General features: G+C 40.2%; 20 protein-coding genes. 11 read left to right on the top strand and 9 right to left on the bottom strand.

Features of this window, described 5'->3' with window-relative positions:
• Positions 1-2: 2 nt before the first annotated feature.
• The 4 genes from MHI46_RS15130 to MHI46_RS15115 all read left to right on the top strand — a co-directional run bounded on the left by MHI46_RS15130 (position 3) and on the right by MHI46_RS15115 (position 3,876).
• Complete coding sequence (locus tag MHI46_RS15130; protein WP_251181229.1) at positions 3-410, top strand: YueI family protein; 408 nt, start codon at positions 3-5, stop codon at positions 408-410.
• Positions 411-470: 60 nt separating this feature from the next.
• A complete protein-coding gene (locus MHI46_RS15125; RefSeq protein WP_024425949.1) occupies positions 471-1,022 on the top strand; it encodes an isochorismatase family cysteine hydrolase in 552 nt (183 codons plus the stop codon).
• 17 nt (positions 1,023-1,039) lie between these two features.
• Positions 1,040-2,512: a nicotinate phosphoribosyltransferase gene (locus MHI46_RS15120; protein WP_024423327.1), complete on the top strand. Its 1,473-nt coding sequence runs from the start codon at positions 1,040-1,042 to the stop codon at positions 2,510-2,512.
• A 137-nt stretch (positions 2,513-2,649) separates the two neighbouring features.
• Positions 2,650-3,876, top strand: a complete 1,227-nt coding sequence (locus tag MHI46_RS15115; protein WP_047203313.1) for an HDOD domain-containing protein — start codon at positions 2,650-2,652, stop codon at positions 3,874-3,876.
• A gap of 35 nt (positions 3,877-3,911) precedes the next feature.
• Here MHI46_RS15115 and MHI46_RS15110 read toward each other — a convergent pair whose 3' ends face one another.
• Positions 3,912-4,268, bottom strand: a complete 357-nt coding sequence (locus MHI46_RS15110; RefSeq protein ID WP_052773115.1) for a hypothetical protein — start codon at positions 4,266-4,268, stop codon at positions 3,912-3,914.
• Between the two features lie 505 nt (positions 4,269-4,773).
• On the opposite strand from MHI46_RS15110, the gene degQ reads away from it, so the two are divergent.
• The 6 genes from degQ to MHI46_RS15080 all read left to right on the top strand — a co-directional run bounded on the left by degQ (position 4,774) and on the right by MHI46_RS15080 (position 9,649).
• On the top strand, positions 4,774-4,914 hold the full coding sequence (gene degQ, locus MHI46_RS15105; protein ID WP_003213123.1) for a degradation enzyme regulation protein DegQ: 141 nt from the start codon (positions 4,774-4,776) through the stop codon (positions 4,912-4,914).
• A gap of 151 nt (positions 4,915-5,065) precedes the next feature.
• Positions 5,066-5,980: a polyprenyl synthetase family protein gene (locus MHI46_RS15100; protein WP_260774697.1), complete on the top strand. Its 915-nt coding sequence runs from the start codon at positions 5,066-5,068 to the stop codon at positions 5,978-5,980.
• Positions 5,977-6,147, top strand: a complete 171-nt coding sequence (gene comX, locus MHI46_RS15095; protein ID WP_181286101.1) for a competence pheromone ComX — start codon at positions 5,977-5,979, stop codon at positions 6,145-6,147. Before MHI46_RS15100 ends, comX begins: the two co-directional genes overlap by 4 nt.
• A 54-nt stretch (positions 6,148-6,201) precedes the next feature.
• Positions 6,202-8,514, top strand: a complete 2,313-nt coding sequence (locus MHI46_RS15090) for an ATP-binding protein (RefSeq protein ID WP_260774696.1) — start codon at positions 6,202-6,204, stop codon at positions 8,512-8,514.
• An 80-nt stretch (positions 8,515-8,594) separates the two neighbouring features.
• A complete protein-coding gene (locus MHI46_RS15085; protein ID WP_024423322.1) occupies positions 8,595-9,236 on the top strand; it encodes a response regulator transcription factor in 642 nt (213 codons plus the stop codon).
• 23 nt (positions 9,237-9,259) lie between these two features.
• Positions 9,260-9,649 (top strand): hotdog fold thioesterase, encoded by a 390-nt coding sequence (locus tag MHI46_RS15080; RefSeq protein ID WP_039181120.1) that lies wholly within the window; start codon positions 9,260-9,262, stop codon positions 9,647-9,649.
• A gap of 93 nt (positions 9,650-9,742) precedes the next feature.
• On the opposite strand, the gene mnhG is transcribed toward MHI46_RS15080, so the two are convergent.
• Genes mnhG through MHI46_RS15045 form a run of 7 tightly spaced genes read right to left on the bottom strand, consistent with a single transcriptional unit; the run spans position 9,743 to position 15,513 of the window.
• On the bottom strand, positions 9,743-10,117 hold the full coding sequence (gene mnhG, locus MHI46_RS15075; protein ID WP_260776105.1) for a monovalent cation/H(+) antiporter subunit G: 375 nt from the start codon (positions 10,115-10,117) through the stop codon (positions 9,743-9,745).
• Positions 10,101-10,382, bottom strand: a complete 282-nt coding sequence (locus tag MHI46_RS15070; RefSeq protein ID WP_039181117.1) for a Na(+)/H(+) antiporter subunit F1 — start codon at positions 10,380-10,382, stop codon at positions 10,101-10,103. The genes mnhG and MHI46_RS15070 overlap by 17 nt, the downstream gene beginning before the upstream one ends.
• Positions 10,382-10,861 (bottom strand): Na+/H+ antiporter subunit E, encoded by a 480-nt coding sequence (locus tag MHI46_RS15065; RefSeq protein WP_024425941.1) that lies wholly within the window; start codon positions 10,859-10,861, stop codon positions 10,382-10,384. The genes MHI46_RS15070 and MHI46_RS15065 overlap by 1 nt, the downstream gene beginning before the upstream one ends.
• 6 nt (positions 10,862-10,867) lie before the next feature.
• The gene (locus MHI46_RS15060) at positions 10,868-12,346 is read right to left on the bottom strand and encodes a Na+/H+ antiporter subunit D (protein ID WP_024425940.1); all 1,479 of its coding nucleotides are present in this window, start codon (positions 12,344-12,346) and stop codon (positions 10,868-10,870) included.
• Entirely contained in the window at positions 12,339-12,680 is a 342-nt protein-coding gene (locus MHI46_RS15055; RefSeq protein ID WP_024423316.1) for a Na(+)/H(+) antiporter subunit C, read from the bottom strand. Before MHI46_RS15055 ends, MHI46_RS15060 begins: the two co-directional genes overlap by 8 nt.
• The gene (locus MHI46_RS15050; RefSeq protein WP_039181111.1) at positions 12,680-13,111 is read right to left on the bottom strand and encodes a Na(+)/H(+) antiporter subunit B; all 432 of its coding nucleotides are present in this window, start codon (positions 13,109-13,111) and stop codon (positions 12,680-12,682) included. Before MHI46_RS15050 ends, MHI46_RS15055 begins: the two co-directional genes overlap by 1 nt.
• Entirely contained in the window at positions 13,108-15,513 is a 2,406-nt protein-coding gene (locus tag MHI46_RS15045) for a Na+/H+ antiporter subunit A (protein WP_144490170.1), read from the bottom strand. Before MHI46_RS15045 ends, MHI46_RS15050 begins: the two co-directional genes overlap by 4 nt.
• A gap of 219 nt (positions 15,514-15,732) precedes the next feature.
• Between MHI46_RS15045 and MHI46_RS15040 the strand changes: the two genes are divergently transcribed.
• On the top strand, positions 15,733-15,942 hold the full coding sequence (locus MHI46_RS15040) for a hypothetical protein (RefSeq protein WP_024423313.1): 210 nt from the start codon (positions 15,733-15,735) through the stop codon (positions 15,940-15,942).
• A gap of 76 nt (positions 15,943-16,018) precedes the next feature.
• Here the strand turns inward: MHI46_RS15040 and MHI46_RS15035 are convergent, their stop codons facing one another.
• Entirely contained in the window at positions 16,019-17,356 is a 1,338-nt protein-coding gene (locus tag MHI46_RS15035; RefSeq protein WP_047203307.1) for a 2-hydroxycarboxylate transporter family protein, read from the bottom strand.
• Positions 17,357-17,358: the final 2 nt, after the last annotated feature.

Genomic DNA, 17,358 nt, shown 5'->3' with positions numbered 1-17,358 from the left:
CGATGAAAGAAGAATCCGTAGACTTTTATTTGCAGCAGGGGATATTTGGACATGCTGAAACAAAACCCGATGAACGAAGGATGTTTCTTGGTTCATTAAGGGAACGAGCGCTTCTCGCCCTGACAAAGGGACAGGTATCAAGAAATAAACCGTATCATGAGGTCGAACAAATATTGAAGACCAATCGCCAGGCCACAGTTCTTTTAAATGGTGAATTGTCCTATGCCTCCTATTCTCAATATGTCAAAATGGCAAATGCCGCTGGATGTTCGTTTAAAGTGGTGAATCATCATGAAGCGCACTCTCCATTTGGTCTTGTCATAGAGATGCCAAGTGCGGTCAATCAAGAGCACATCTATCTAAAAGATGAGCTGTTTCAAAAAGCTTTTTCTCATGAATTTGTTGAATAGGTTTCCCTAGTGAAATGAATAAGCTATAATGATTCAAAAGAGCATATGGGAGAGATGCGGATGGGCAAAGCGTTGATTTGTATTGATTATACAGTTGATTTTGTTGCAGACGATGGAAAACTGACATGCGGAAAGCCTGGACAGGCGATTGAGTCTAAGATCACAGAGATCACTTCTTCATTTATTGATGAAGGCCACTTTGTCGTCTTTGCTGTCGATCATCATGAAGAAGAGGACCCTTATCATCCAGAGACAAAGTTATTTCCGCCCCATAATATTCGCGGAACAGAGGGTATTGAACTTTATGGACAACTAAGTTCACTATTTCACACGTCAAAACATTTAAAACATGTCTACTATATGGAAAAAACAAGATACTCTGCTTTTGCAGGCACTCAATTAGAAATGAAACTGCGCGAGCGCGGCATCACGGAACTTCACTTAGCCGGCGTATGTACCGATATTTGTGTACTTCATACAGCTGTTGATGCGTACAATAAAGGCTTTGAACTTGTGATTCACCAAAATGCTGTGGCGAGTTTTAATGAAGCGGGGCACGAGTGGGCACTTTCTCACTTTGAGCAGTCGCTTGGTGCGAAAGTGGTTAAGTAAGGGAAGGAGAATGGAAGTTGGAGCATCGGTTTAATGACGACAGTTTATCACTACATACAGATCTTTATCAAATTAACATGGCAGAAACGTATTGGAGAGACGGCATACATGAGAAGAAGGCAGTCTTTGAACTCTTCTTTAGAAAGCTTCCATTTGACAATGGCTTCGCTGTATTTGCTGGCTTAGAGAAAGCGATTGAATATTTATCGGACTTTTCCTTCACTGAAAGCGATCTCGCGTATTTAAAAGATGAACTTGGTTATAAAAGCGATTTCATTGACTATTTAAGCGGATTGTCCTTTACAGGTACACTTCATTCAATGCGAGAAGGGGAAATTGTCTTTGCGAATGAACCGATTATGCGCATCGAGGCAACGCTTGTTGAAGCCCAGTTAATCGAAACAGCATTGCTTAATATCGTGAATTTCCAGACGCTGATTGCAACAAAAGCGGCTCGGATTAAAGGAATCATTGAAGATGAGACAGCATTAGAATTCGGAACAAGACGGGCACATGAAATGGATGCGGCGATGTGGGGAGCAAGAGCGGCACTCATCGGTGGCTTCCAGGCAACAAGTAATGTTCGTGCTGGGAAACGCTTTAACATCCCTGTATCAGGAACACATGCTCACGCACTTGTACAAGCATACCGCGATGAATATACAGCATTTAAAAAATATGCTGAAACACATACAGACTGTGTCTTTTTAGTCGATACGTATGATACTGTCAGATCAGGTATTCCGAATGCGATTAAGGTAGCGAAAGAATTTGGAGACAAAATCAACTTCATCGGTGTCAGACTTGATAGCGGGGACCTTGCATACTTGTCTAAAAAAGCTAGAACAATGCTGGATGAAGCAGGATTCCATGATGCAAAAGTCATTGCATCAAGCGATCTTGATGAACACACCATTATGAATTTAAAGGCACAGGGCGCCAAAATTGATGTGTGGGGTGTTGGGACAAAACTGATCACAGCATTCGATCAGCCAGCTCTCGGTGCAGTGTATAAGCTGGTGTCCATTGAAGAAAACGGTAAAATGAATGATACCATCAAAATTTCATCCAACCCAGAGAAAGTGACAACACCTGGCCGTAAACGGGTGTACCGCATTATCAATCAATTGAACCATCATTCTGAAGGTGACTACATTGCGCTTGAAGAGGAAGATGTTCATAGTGAGGATAAACTAAAAATGTTCCATCCCGTGCATACATTTATTAGTAAATTCGTGACAAACTTTGTGGCGAAAGATCTTCACGTACCGATTTTTGAACAAGGTAAACTTGTCTATGACAATCCAGATATTCAAACGATTCAAGCCTACGTGCAGGACAGTCTTGGACTCTTCTGGGAGGAATACAAACGAATCAGCAAACCAGAAGAATATCCAGTCGATTTGAGTCAAAAATGCTGGGATAATAAAATGCAGTTTATCCATGATGTGAAAAATAAAATCAAAAAAGAGCTTTATGAAAGCGAATGATTAGAAGAAAGGGAGATCATCAAGCCAGATGGTCTCTTTTTTTAATTTTGACCGATTGAAAATGAACTAAAAGCGCAATCATTTGGTATACTGAAAGCACATCTTGTTTGTCATGGCATAAAGGAGGATTGGAGCAGTTGAGGGTGTTTGTTGCGAGACAGCCTATTTTTAACAGAAAAGAACAAGTCGTATCATATGAGCTGCTTTATAGAGATAGTGAAACCAATACATATAGCGCTGAAGACGGTGATCAAGCGACAACGGACCTCATTATCAACAGTTTTCTAAATATCGGCATCGAAACACTGACAGAAGGAAAACGATGTTACATTAATTTCACCGAAAGCTTGCTTTCATCTGATCTGCTCACCTATTTTGATCCGCATCAGCTTGTGATCGAGATATTAGAAAATGTACCGATTACCCCGGCACTTATTATGAGATGTAAGCAGTTAAAAAAATGGGGATATACGATTGCACTCGATGATTTCTTCCTAAACGGAACACATTATAGTGACAAGCTGCTTGAGGAACTCCTCTATTGCATTGATATTTTAAAAATTGACTTTCTGAAAACAACAACGCAAGAACGAAGAGCTATTCTGAATACGTATAAAAAGTATCGCCTTCGATTTCTAGCAGAAAAAGTAGAAACGAGAAGAGAATATGAAGAAGCGCTAGAAGCGGGCTTCCACCTGTTTCAAGGGTATTTCTTTAGTGAGCCGCATGTGATATCAGGACGAGCATTATCGACCAGCTTCCATGCGTACCATCAGCTTTTAAATGAGTTAAGCAAGGACCAGCCGAATATCCAGACCGTGACCCATTTTATTGAAAGTGACCTTTCGCTATCATATCAATTATTAAAAATGCTGAATTCAGGCGGCATGAGACGTCTATATCAAATTAAGAGTATCCGGCAGGCGATTATCCTGCTTGGATTTAATGAAATTCGGCGCTGGATCTTTATCCTTTCATTTAAAGAACTGAATGTCCAAGCTAACTCAAGCCAAAAAGAAATTATCAAAATGTCATTCATTCGTGCCAAAACGTGTGAACTGATTGCTTATCGGACTGAACGAGAGCACCCTGCCTCTTATATGCTGACAGGCATGTTTTCTCTCATTGATACACTTGTCAGGGCAGATATCACAGAACTTGTGAAGGAGCTGCCGCTTTCTGATGAAGTTGGCGAGGCACTGCTTGGCTATGAAAATGATTATTCTTTTGTGCTAGGTGTGGCCAAACGTATTGAACGAAATGAATGGGATGATGAAATGTTTGATGGAAATCTCCCGAAACAGGAAGCCTATGGCTGTTATATAGAAGCCATTGAATGGTGCCATAAAATGTTTGAATCTTAAGAAAAGCCGCTCGTGTGAGAGCGGCTTTTTCTTTGTCATGCCCACTGTAAAAGAAGGAAAAGTCTGCTGGAGGCAAGAGACAAGTAGATTCGAATGCCTTCTGGACTAAAGCGGATATCAATACCGCTTTTCACCCCGATTTGCTTCAGCATTCGGATGACACTTGTCGAATCAGATCGCTCAGCAGCCTCCATGATGCGCTGCGCAAACGGAAGAGAGCTGGAAATTTGCTGCGTGATGAGTGAAGCATCAGCAACGAGACGGGCTGATTCCTTTGCGGCTCGTTGAAATGAGTGGGCATCAACTGGAGGAAAAGTCATTGGCGTGCGCGGCGGGTATGCGTTGCTCATTGCGGGAACCTGCAAAGCAGGATAAGGTACATAGTAAAACACATGGTCACCTCTTCTCTCATTGGCGTGAAATTGGACGGATATCTGTTCTAAATGTATGTAGAAAATCAGAATAAAGAATCAAAATGATCTTTCTATCTTTGTAATTCCAGCATAAAAATAGGTACTTTTGCGGTCAATTTCGGTGAATGTCGCCAAAAAATTGCGGTGTCCACAATAGCGTCTGTCGTCTGACCTATGACACGCAAAACCGAAGATATAGAGGGGATCGTACGTTCTGTTGGGAGGAAAGTGTGACGAATGATGCCTATTCCTGTCGCAAAAATGACGCAATTCCCTTGAAATTGAGATAAAAGTATGATTTAAAAAGTCAGAAAATGATGAAAAAAGACCTATTGAATTTTGCGGTATCGCGCACACGTTTTGTGCATACTTTTCGGTGAAAAAATACTCAATTACATTTACACTGTTAGTAACAGATCAAATACTTATGACCCAATCACCATACACAAATACATTGATCTTCCAAAAAAGGAGAGTGGAATCGATGGAAAAGTATGAAATCGAAGAACTTAAACAATTATTATGGAAACTTGAAAACGAAATCAGAGAAACAACGGCTTCTCTTCATAACATTAACAAAAGCATTGATCAATACGACAAATATGAATATGTGAAAATTTCTTAAAGACTTGATAATCATCAAGTCTTTTTTTTATCCAAATACATACAAAAAAAGGATATATTATTATATAATTGTTAAATAGCGATGTCAGTGGACATTTGCTCATGTCTTTTTAGTAAAATAAAAGACGAAAGGGTGAGGTACAAGATCGAGTATGCTAAACTATCTAGAGAATACAAAAATCAAGCAGAATATGTCTGATTTTATTCAACATGCAGTCAGGCAGAATGATTTACAAAAGCTGCTTCTGAAATTTACAGATAGAAAAAAAGAATTTCCTCTTGGTCAACTGGCTTACCAGCATTATGAGGCATTTGGCGGACAAGACAAGCAAGCGATTACAAAACTGGCAGCGGGGATTGAACTTCTCATTTTATCTGCCGATATATTAGATGATATTGAAGATCAGGACAATGACTCGTATCCTTGGATGAACGTCGACCAAGGAGTGGCCATCAATGCATCTACGTATTTGTATACGGTGAGTATCCAATTCATCACATCTATATGTGAAAATAATTCTCAACTAATAGAGAAATTGTTCCATTTCATCAAAATGTCAATGGAAGGGCAGCACGAGGATTTGCGTCATTTGCATGGAACAGAAGAAGAGTGTGTAGAGGTTTTAAGGAAAAAATCAGGATCTTTAACAGCTCTTTCTAGCGTACTGGGTGTTTATTTAGCGACAGGAAAAATAAACGCCACTGTGGAATCTTATTCGATATATTATGGTGTTGCTGAACAGATCAGTAACGATTTTTTTGCGTTATTTTCAAAATCAAACGGAGATTTTCAAAAAAAACAAACGCTGGCATTCAGTTATTTAAAAAGACGTTTTAACGATGCCAGTCAAGAGCTTCTTTCCTTCTTTTCTAATCGGCTGGATGAGTCTGAGCAAAAGCCGTTTCAACTGAAGCAGAAGTTACTTGAAGCTGGTTTGACTCAGTACATGGTATCGATGAGAGAGATTATGCTGTTAAAAATGAAGCGAGGAATGGAACAACTTGATTTACCTGGGAAGAAGAAGGAACAATTATGTGCATTTATGACAAAGGAGGGCAATGGTTGAACATTCAAAATGTTATTGCATATTTAGTGAAAAATCCTGGTGTTGTGAATGAATTGGACTTAGGGAATGCAAGTTTAATTCACACAGATGAGCAAACCATGAAAGTAATTATTCAAGGCATTAAAAAAGGGCAAATGTCTGCAGATTATATATGGTACTATAAATGATACTATTCATTTAAAAAATGATTTAAAAGTTCTCCAGTTAAGGATGTTTTATACATGAAGATAACTTATACGAAACTATCTGCTTTTTTGGTTTTTCTGTCTTTTTTATTTGTGATCTATGTTTCATATATTTATGTATTTGATATTTTTAATGGAGCACGTGTAGCGGAGAACAAGAACGGTCAAGCAGAAGTTGTCAAAGTTGAATATCTTTCTTTAGCCTACACATCAGGATTAGAAGAAGGAGATATTATACTTAAAATCAATGGGGAACCTGCTAACAACAAAGATCATTTGATCAATGGTGAGCTTAGGAATGTGCAAAGAATTGATATTCAAAGAGGCAACCAAATGATCACCCTAAAAAATAAGACATTGATTGGTCAAGAAAGTTTATTTGTCTATTTAATTCCTCTTATCCTGTATTCAATTTGTTTATTTTGTATCTTCTTTATCATTCGAATTAACAAAGAGGCCCAACGAAAATCAGCATTTCTATTAGTTTTATTTTTATTAACGATTTGTATCGGATATCTTAGTGCAGGTACTTCAGGTATTGGTGAGAGATTTAGCCATTACGTGATCGTATTTTGTTTATCAAGTGTATTTATCTTTTATATTCATTTCATTTATCAATATTTCAAAGAGTTTGACCTGCATATAACGACTCAAAAAACGATTCGCTTTTTATATAGCCTTCCTATAATTAATCTAGTAATAGAGTTAATTGTTCCAATTGATTCGGCGATAGCCAGATACATGCCAAGTTTAAATCTTTTATTCTTTTTCGCTTCTATTATCATGTCATTCAAAGTGATTATCAATGGAATGCGGAAATATAAAGAGACAGAGCAGGGGTCTGTTTTAAAGTTTTTTGTCATGATAAATATCATAGCATTTTGTCCATTTATCTTTTTATTTGCAATTCCATATGTTTTGTTTCGTATTTATGTCGTAGATCCCTTTTTCTTAACTTCTTTTGTCTTGCTCATTCCTTTTTCACTCGTGTATCAATTCATGACGAACAAACTTTACAATATGGATTTTTTGATTAGTAGACTGAAATACTATGGATTTCTTGCCATTACACCGACCATTTTTGTTGTTGTCACGTTTTATATTCTGCAAAAACCAGAAGATTTGAAGTACACACTGAAGCTCGCAATAATTACCTATACACTCATGCTGGCTGTTTTCTATTTCAAAGAAATTCTAGATTTCCGCTTCCGTCTGAAGCGTTTTTCAGAAAAGCATAATTACCAGGACAGCGTGTTTAAATTTACGCAGCTTATTCGTGAGGCGTCCTCACTTCATCAAGTGCTGTATCATTTGAAATACACCATTTTAGAAGTGCTTGTTGTGAATAAAGCCTTTGTGCTTGAGGTAAAGGCTGACGGACAAATTATTGAAATTGATGAATCAACAAATGATAGTAAGCTATGGAAAGAATACGTGGATCAATTTCAAGATATTTTAGGTGAAGTTGGGAAAATCATCGAGCTTGATAAAGGGTTTATGATGAAAATTGGCGAGCGGGGCGGTCACTCGTTTATCATTTGCTGCTTATCCAATATACAGACACCGAAATTAACGCGTGATGAAATTTCTTGGCTGAAAACATTGGCCTTTTATACAAGTGTCAGTTTAGAAAATGTCGTCAAGATTGAAGAATTGATGGAGCATCTTGACGATTTGAAACAGCGCGAGGCCAATCCTGCCTGGCTAAAGAAAATCATGTTTGCCATGGAAGAAAAGCAGCGCTCAGATTTAGCAAGGGATCTTCATGATTCCGTGCTGCAGGACTTGATATCACTAAAAAGACAGTCAGAGATGTTTTTAACGAATTTCCAAAGCAATCAATGCCCGACATCTATTGAAAATTCGCTTATCTCATGGAACGATCAAATGTCTAAAGTGATTCAAACGACGAGAGAAACATGTCATGAGCTTCGGCCTCAGCTGCTGTATGATTTAGGTTTAGTAAAGGCGATATCGAAGCTAACTTCTCAAATTCAGGAGGAAGCACCGTTTCATATTAGGCTGAATACGACACGCTTTGATAAAGAATTGGACATTGATATTGATTCACAGCTGAATATTTACCGCATTGTTCAGGAACTGTTATCTAATGCCCTGAAGCACTCTAAGGCCACTCAAGTGTTAGTGATGCTAATTTGTATTAAAGATCAGGTTGTTCTTCACTATGAGGATGATGGAGTCGGTTTTGATGCCAGTCATCTTGATCAGCATACAATGAGCATGGGGCTATCGGGTATTAGAGAACGAGTCAAAGCGTTAAATGGAAAGCTTCAAATTCACACAGCCCCGGAAAAAGGGCTCAAGGTGAAAATTGAAATGGAATTGTAACGATTTATTAAGGATTAAGACTTGGCATCAGCCAAGTCTTTTATATAAAATGGAAGTGAGTGATTTAAAGGGAGGAAGACATGAAGAAGATATTGGTCATTGATGATCATCCGGCTGTCATGGAAGGGACAAAAAGCATATTAGAATCAGACCAGCAGCTATCAGTCGATTGTTTAAGTCCTGATGCAGAAGCCGCCTTTTTAAAGACGCATGACTTTTCCATCTATGATGTGATTTTAATGGATTTAAATCTCGGGGATATCAATGGAATGGACATTGCGAAACAAATTTTAGAAACCAACCATCAAGTGAAAATTATCATTTATACAGGGTATGAAGTAGATGATTATTTTGAAGAGGCTATTCGGGCTGGATTACACGGTGCAATCAGCAAAACAGAGACGAAAGACAAAATTATTGAATACATACACCGGACATTGCAAGGGGAAGTTGTCATTCAGCTGTCCTATTTAAAGAAATTAATTTCACAGCAGCAAGAAAAACCAGAACAGGCGCAGCAGACTGATCACGATCTCTTAACCGAACGGGAGTGTTTGATCCTTAGAGAAGTGGAAAAAGGATACACGAACCAGGAGATTGCCGATGTGCTTCATTTGAGCAAACGGTCAATTGAGTACAGTTTGACATCCATCTTTAATAAGCTGAATGTTGGATCTCGTACAGAAGCGGTGTTAATTGCCAAGTCAGAAAGTGTGCTGTAAACGTGTGAAGGGAGAGGGCCTTAATGAATGTGAGCGGATCAAATACACTGCTTGAGGCACTAGGCATTGAGATAGTAGAGTGCAATGAATCACGATGCGTTGCAACAATGCCAGTCGATCACAGAACAAAACAGCCATTTGGACTACTGCATGGAGGAGCATCTGCTGCTCTAGCAGAAACAGTGGCGAGCATGGGGGCTGCGGCTCATTTAGACTTAACGCAGCAAGTTTGCTCAGGTATTGAAATCAATGCCAATCATTTAAAATCTGTACGCGATGGAGTTGTGACAGCGACAGCTGTTCCTGTGCATGTAGGACGGCGTACAATGGTATTTCAAATCGATATAAAAGATGATCGAGACCGGCACATCTGTACGTCAAGATGCACACTTGCTGTCATTGATCGCATATAAAAAAGCTCCCGGTGCAGCGGAAGCTTTTTTTATATGCACGTTGAGCGATAAAAAAAGAATGGCCTAACATGTCAGGCCATTTTTTTTCGCTGTTTATAAATAAGAATCTTCTTTCCGCTTAATCACAAAGTTACGGAAACCGCCATAATCATCTTGGACACTGCGTTTGTCGAGCTTAACACCAGTATTGTAGGCGGCTCTTCCGATTAAGTGTGCGCCGACTGGTGCTGTCAGGAAGATGAATACGATGCCGAGAAGGATTTTTGCAGAAATAACGCCTGCAAGAAACCATTCATGAAAAAACACACCTACTAAAATCAGAACAACGCCAAGTGTCGATGCTTTTGATGCAGCATGCATACGTGTGTAAACATCCGGCAGGCGAAGGACACCAATGGCTGAAATCAAACAGAGGGTAGCGCCTAGCAGGATAAAGAAAATGACGATGGCTTTAGCGATGACGATCATTTTCAATCACTTCCCCTTTCTCAAGGAATTTGGAAAAAGCGACAGTACCGATAAAGGCAAGGATACCGAGCAGTAAAATAATCTCAAAGAATGCAGTGGTTTTCAGTAAAATTGAAACGATGGCTGTCATCCCAATTAAATTGATTCCTATCGCATCAAGCGCACTCACACGATCAGGAATAGAGGGACCTTTGATCACTCGTATCACAAAAAGCAAGGTAGACAGCGCAAGAATGCCAAGTGAAATTTGCAAAATGAGTTCCATTACTTACCGCTCACCTCCTGAATCGCTTTCTCAAATGAAACCCGGATATCGTGAATGGCTTTTTCAGCATCTTCAATATCCATCGCATGAATGTATAAAATGGAACGATCGTCGGAAATATCAATCACTAGTGTACCTGGTGTCAATGTAATCATATTGGCCAGTATGGTGATTTCCCAATCTGTTTTCAAATCCGTACGAAAGGCGAAAATTCCGGGTTTAATCGTGAGCTTTGGAGATAATACGGTCTTTAATACACTTAAATTGGCAAGAAGCAGCTCGCGAATAAAAATGATGATAAGCTTGAAAATCGCATAAAGGGCATAGCCGTAAAAACGCTGCGGGAAAAATCGCCGCAGCATAAAAATGGCGATCATCCCTAATGCAAACCCTGATACAAAGTCTGCAGCTCTGTATGTATCATTCATAAACATCCATGTAAAGGCGAGGAGAGCGTTTAATAATATTTGAAAGGCCATGTTCATCTACTCCTTCAGCACAGCTTGAATATATTTTTCTGGTGTAGAGAGCATTTCCGCTGCTTGATTGATATAAGGGGCAATGAACTCTGTCCCTAACCCAATGGCAAGCGATAAGACGACAAGCAGTACGCCAGGATACACCATTCCTTTAATTGACGGCTTTCTTCTTCGCATATCCTGTTCCTCGCCCCAAAATGCGGACATGAAAATCTTCATAATAGAGTAGAGGACAAGGAGACTGGACAGTAAGACCAGGATAGAAAACGTCATGTGTCCAGCAGAAAATCCACCTTCCACAATTTTTAGTTTTCCAACAAAGCCACTCAGCGGCGGAATTCCTGCAAGCGATAAAGCCGATATGAAAAACATCCATCCTAATAGAGGCTGGGATTGAATCAGTCCGCCCATTTTTTTCAGTTGGTTTGTGCCAGCGTACACAAAGAGGGCACCTGCCAGCATAAATAAAGCCCCTTTGATCACCATGTCGTGAATGAGATAATAAATGGCTCCTTGGAGTGATGCAGGTGTGTTGGCTGCAAATCCAAACAAAATGACCCCAACTGCTGTGACAATGTTATAAATCACGATCTTCTGCACATCAGAATAGGCGATTGAGCCAATCACACCGAATATCACCGTCAGTGCGGCAAGCCACGCCATGAGTGTATGGGTGAAGCCTGTATCATGTATAAAAATTAATGTAAAGACTCTGGCAATCGCATATAAGCCAACCTTTGTGAGCAAAGCCCCAAAAAGAGCTGAAATCGCTGCTGGCGGCGCATGATACGATCCTGGCAGCCAGAAATAAAGCGGGAAGATCCCAGCTTTTAAGCCGAATACAATGAGGAACAGGATGGAAATAACAGTGATTAACCCTGTTTGCCCTGATTCAGCTATTTTCACACTTAAATCAGCCATATTGAGCGTACCCGTCACTGCATATAAACAGGCAACTCCGACAATAAATAATGCCGACGAGATGATATTAAACACAATATATTTGAGTGATTCACGAAGCTGAGGCTTTGACCCGCCTAATACAATGAGCATATAAGATGCCATCAGCAGTAATTCAAAGAAGACAAACAGGTTGAATATATCTCCCGTTAAAAAGGCTCCGCTCACGCCAGCTAACAAAAACTGCACACCAGAATAATAGAAGAGCCGCTCTCTTTCTTTCCCAATCGTTTGAAAGGAGAAGAGGACTGTCACAAGCCCGACAACGGAAGCGGTCAGCACAAGGAGTGCAGCAAATTGATCGGCCACAAGGGCAATCCCAAATGGCGCTTTCCAGCCGCCTAAATAAAGGGTTTGTATCCCATTTGTGAAAATCGTTTGAACCAAATATGCATTACATATAATGGCTGAGAGAGATGCCAAGACACTAAAAACTCTTGACAGCATGATGTTTTTATTCATAAAGATCAATAGTGTAGCAGCTAGTAATGGAATTAAAATAGGCAGGATCACGAGATTATTCATGCTGATCATTTCCTCTCATTTGATCCATGTCATCTGTTCGCAGCTCTTGGAAGGCTCGGAAGGCCATGACAAGTAATAAGGATGTCACACCAAAAGCAATGACAATGGCTGTTAAAATTAATGCTTGCGGCAATGGATCTACATAGGATGTGAGCCCCTCTTTTAGAACGGGAGGCGCTCCCTTTTTTAAGCCGCCCATTGTTAAAAGAAGCAAGTGGACGCCGTGACTCAAAACAGCAGTACCGACGATGACCCGCAGAAGGCTTTTTGACAGCATCAAATAGGTCGCCGCCATAAAAATAATTCCGACGATAATAGACATTAGAAATTCCATTATTCCTTCTCTCCAATCATTTGAATAATGGTCATGGTGACACCAACAACGACCAAATACACACCGATATCAAACAGGACGGCTGTTGCCAGTTCTGTTTTTCCTAAAAACGGTAATTGGAAATAATCAAATGCATGTGATAGAAAAGGTGCACCGAATAGAAAGGATCCCATACCTGTCAGGATCGCAACGAGCAAACCGGCTCCAGCTACATAAATAAAGTCAAAGGGTAAAATGCGTCTTACTGTTTTCAGATCATAGGCTAAAAGCAGAAGAACGACAGCCGCAGAACTCATCAGGCCGCCGATGAATCCGCCGCCAGGATTGTTATGCCCCGCAAGAAATAGGTGAAGGGAGAAGAGCAAGATGATGAATGCTGTGATTTTTGTTGTGACTTGCAAAAGCATATCATTCGTATCAATCTTTCTCATCGCCGCACACCTCTCTTCCGTTTTGCTTGTGTTTTTAATAACCCATAAATACCAAGTGCCGCAATGGCGAGCACAGTGATTTCAAAAAGGGTATCAAAGCCCCTGAAATCGACAAGAATGACATTGACAATATTGTCACCGCCAGCAAGTTTGTAGCTGTTTTCAATAAAGTAAGTTGAGATAGTGTCAAGTGACTGCTGACTTGTGGAAGCGAAAGCTAGACAAGTGACAACAACCCCAACACCTAATGAAATGATGAAATTGGTCATTTTGAATCTTCTCGTTTTTTGCTTTAAGCTCAGCTTCGGCAAATGATAGAAGCAAAGCAAAAACAGTGCGACAGAAATCGTTTCAATAATCAGCTGCGTCAGCGCAAGGTCAGGTGCTCTGAAAATCACGAAGAATAATGACAGCGTGTAGCCCATGACACCTAGAGCAATAATAGCTGTTAATCGTGAGCTTGCGAATACTGTTGCAATCGTCGCCGCCACCATCACAAGTGAAAGAATCACCTCATACGTGCCAATTGAGGCAGCCTGATCTGTTTGAAATGAAAAGGCCTGCTGATAAAACATGACGCCGCCAATGACGATAATCATGAACCCAAACACATAGACAAGATAGTCACGAAGAAAACCAGTCATATAACTGTTGGTCAGGCGGTATGACCCTTTTTCCAAACCGATAAGAGAGCGGTCGTATAAAGCGTTAAATGACCATTTTTCCTTAAAGATGTTGTACATTGGACGCCATTTTGAAAGCGTCAAGTAGCCGATTGTGCCGAGTACAACAACACCTATTGTCATATAGAGCTCTGGCTGGAAGCCATGCCATGCTTCAATCTTCACAGAAAAACGGCTTCCTGTTTCAATCGCTTCAGGAATGATCGCCGCAATTGCGGGTTCGATGACAGAATAGGCAAGAATATTAGGGAAAAAGAAGAAGGTGACCACAAGTGCAGCGAGAATGATTGGCGGAATGAGCATGCCGATCGGTGCTTCATGCGGTTTTTTCTCCAATTGGTCTATATTCAGACGGCCTCTAAAAGTTTTAAAGAGGAGCATCATACTATAAATGAACGTAAAGACACTAGCGAGCCAAGCAAGTGCTGGGATGATAGCACCCCATGTTGAAACGTCCGTAAAGCTGATGTCAGAAATTCGTATCATACTTGTGAAAAATAGCTCTTTACTTAAGAAACCGTTAAATGGCGGTAATCCGGCCATTGAAAATGTACCGATTAACGTAATTGTGAAGGTAATCGGCATGATCGTCATTAATCCGCCTAATTTTCGAATGTCACGAGTTCCTGTTTCATGATCGATAATACCAGCTGCCATAAAGAGACTTCCTTTAAACGTAGCATGGTTAATGAGGTGAAAAATAGCTGCAAGAATGGCTGCGCCAAAAAAGGCAGGATTGTTTTCATGAATCGCAGCTGCGCCGACGCCAAGCATGAGCATAATCATACCGAGCTGACTCACTGTCGAATAGGCCAGAATGGCTTTCAAATCGTTTTGCCGGACGGCGTGGAATGATCCCCAGAATAATGTGACAAGTCCAACAATGGAAATGGTCCAGAACCATACCTCTGATATAGCAAAGATTGGACTGAAGCGGGCAACAAGATAAATACCGGCTTTCACCATCGTAGCAGAATGCAGATAACTGCTCACAGGGGTCGGTGCTTCCATTGCATCAGGCAGCCAGATATAGAATGGGAACTGCGCTGATTTCGTAAAGGCACCTAATAAGATTAGGATCATGGCAGGGATAAAGTAAGGTGATGCCATAATGAGCTGAAGCTGATTGACTGCTTCACGAATACTGAATGAATCAGTAATCAGGTAAATGAGGATGAAGCCACCAAGCATAGCTAATCCGCCAAAAACAGTAATAAGCAGTGATTTCGTTGCTCCATACCTAGAGCGCTCACGCTTATACCAATACCCAATTAAGAGGAAGGAAGAGATACTCGTTAACTCCCAAAACAAGTATAGAACCACCATGTTGTCAGAAAGAACGACACCCAGCATCGCGGTCATAAACATGAGCAAATACGTGTAGAAAGAGCCAAGCTGTTCTTTTTCCTTTGATAAGTAGAAAATACTGTACAGTACCACAAGTGCGCCGATACCTGTAATTAATAAAGCAAATAACAGGCTGAGACCATCGACATACACAGTGAAATTCATCCCTAAAGATGGAATCCATTCAGCCTGTGAGAAAAGCGTTCGTCCATTCGAAGTGATATGTAACATTTGGATGAAATAGGTAAATAAAAGAATCGGCAAGATGAGAACAAACCATCCTGTATGTATACGCTTCACATATTTGTAAAGGAAAGGTACAACAAAAGCGAGTAAAAAAGGTGATAGGATGGCGAAGTGAATAAGCTGCAAGAAAATGAACCTCCTTTGATCAATATAAATTCACGTTCTAAAGAACTGGTAATTAAAATTATAGCGTAAATACAGCCATAGTGCATTGGTTTGAAACGATTTCAAGCAAACTGTATTTGTTTTAGGTTCTTTTGACCACAAAAATAATTTTATCAAAAATGACACTCATTGTATATTGTTTTGTTTTTCGTACATGCTTTTCTTAAAGGAGCTGATCAAATGAAACGAAAGATCGCCATCAGCTTAAGCCTATTCTGCACGATTTTAGGAGGAGCATTCTTGATTGACCGAAATGATCAAAAAAGGTGGCAGGCCGGGAGTGAATGGCCGCTATTTTCTGAGCATCTTCTTCACATGAGCTATCAAGAAACCAAGCTGTATCCTTTTCAGCCCAGGGAATATTTACGAATTGTATTAGCTGATGAATAAGAGATCCTATAGGAGAAAAGAAATATAAAAAAAGCATGGGCCCATGTGAGAGCTCATGCTTTTTATGTGTGGTAGTTTAACTAAACATTCTGAGTAAGATCGTTGCACAGATAACAGTTGCTGCTCCGCCAAGTCGTGTAGATACTTGTGCGAAAGGCATAAGACCCATTCTTCCAGAAGCTGAAAGAATGGCAACATCACCAGTACCGCCAAGTCCGCTGTGACAGCCAGTGACAATAGCAGATTCTACTGGATACATGTTCATTAGTTTTCCAACGAAGTAACCAGAACCAACCATTGCGAGTACAACAGCGATACATACGCATACGAATGGAATTGAGATGACAGTTGCTACATCATCAAGTGGAATGTATAGAATACCAAGACCAACCATTAGCGGCCATGTAAAACTTCTTGATACAAACTTGTAGAACTGCTGTGAGCCATTTTGAAGATGCTGAGGCATCACGTTTAAGTATTTGATTAAAGCAGCAAGAACAATCATTAAGATTGGACCTGGAATATGAACAAAGCTTTCTAACAAACCACCAAAGATGAAGGTTGTACAAGCAACGAGTACACCAGCACCCATTAACCCGAAATCAACTTTTGCATCCATATCTGGCTGTTCGAAAATTTCGTTTGCTTCTTTAGATTTCACAAGACGGCCATTCCCATTCAGTTCAGGACGTTTCTCACCAAGCTTCTTCATTGCGCCAGCACAGATAATGGCAATGACGTTCCCAATGACAGCCGCAGGAATTAATTGAGAAATTAATGACTCTGCTGATACACCAAGAATTTGTGAATAAGCGATAGATAATGGCAAAATCCCTTCTCCAACACCACCGGCAATAATCGGTACAATAATAAAGAAGAATGAATGATGCGGTGTGTAACCAACTAAAAGGCCAACAAGGATACCAGCACTCACAGCTGCAATTGTACCTGCAACTAGAGGGACAAACATACGAATAAGGCCTTGTACTAAAACAGTTCGCTGCATGCCAAGAATACTTCCTACTACAAGAGCAGAAATATAGAAGTAAAGGAAGTTCGACGTTTTCATCAGAGACGTAACCGCTTCCAATGAGTTCGGATTTAGAACATTAAAAAAGACCAGGAACGATGGTACGAATAAAGAAAGAATCGCCGGTCCACCAATATCTTTTAAGATTGGAATACGTTGTCCTACATCTCCAAGGAAAATCCCCAAAATCATAATAACAGCGAAACCACCAAGCATATTTGCTGGAATTTTATTAAAATAAGCGGCAGTTAAAATAATCGCTGCAAGTACTAAATACACAGGTAGATCAATAACACCAATTTTCCAAGACATGATCTTACGGAAAACGCTTTTATTATTGTCAGAATCGTCTGTAATCGATTTCAATTGTTGTGCATTAGCCACAT

Origin of the sequence: Bacillus sp. FSL K6-1000, assembly GCF_038630785.1 — a bacterium.
GTDB classification, from domain to species: Bacteria; Bacillota; Bacilli; order Bacillales; family Bacillaceae; genus Bacillus; species Bacillus safensis.
The sequence above is the reverse complement of the archived record's forward strand: the minus strand, read 5'-3'. Positions and strand labels throughout refer to the sequence as shown.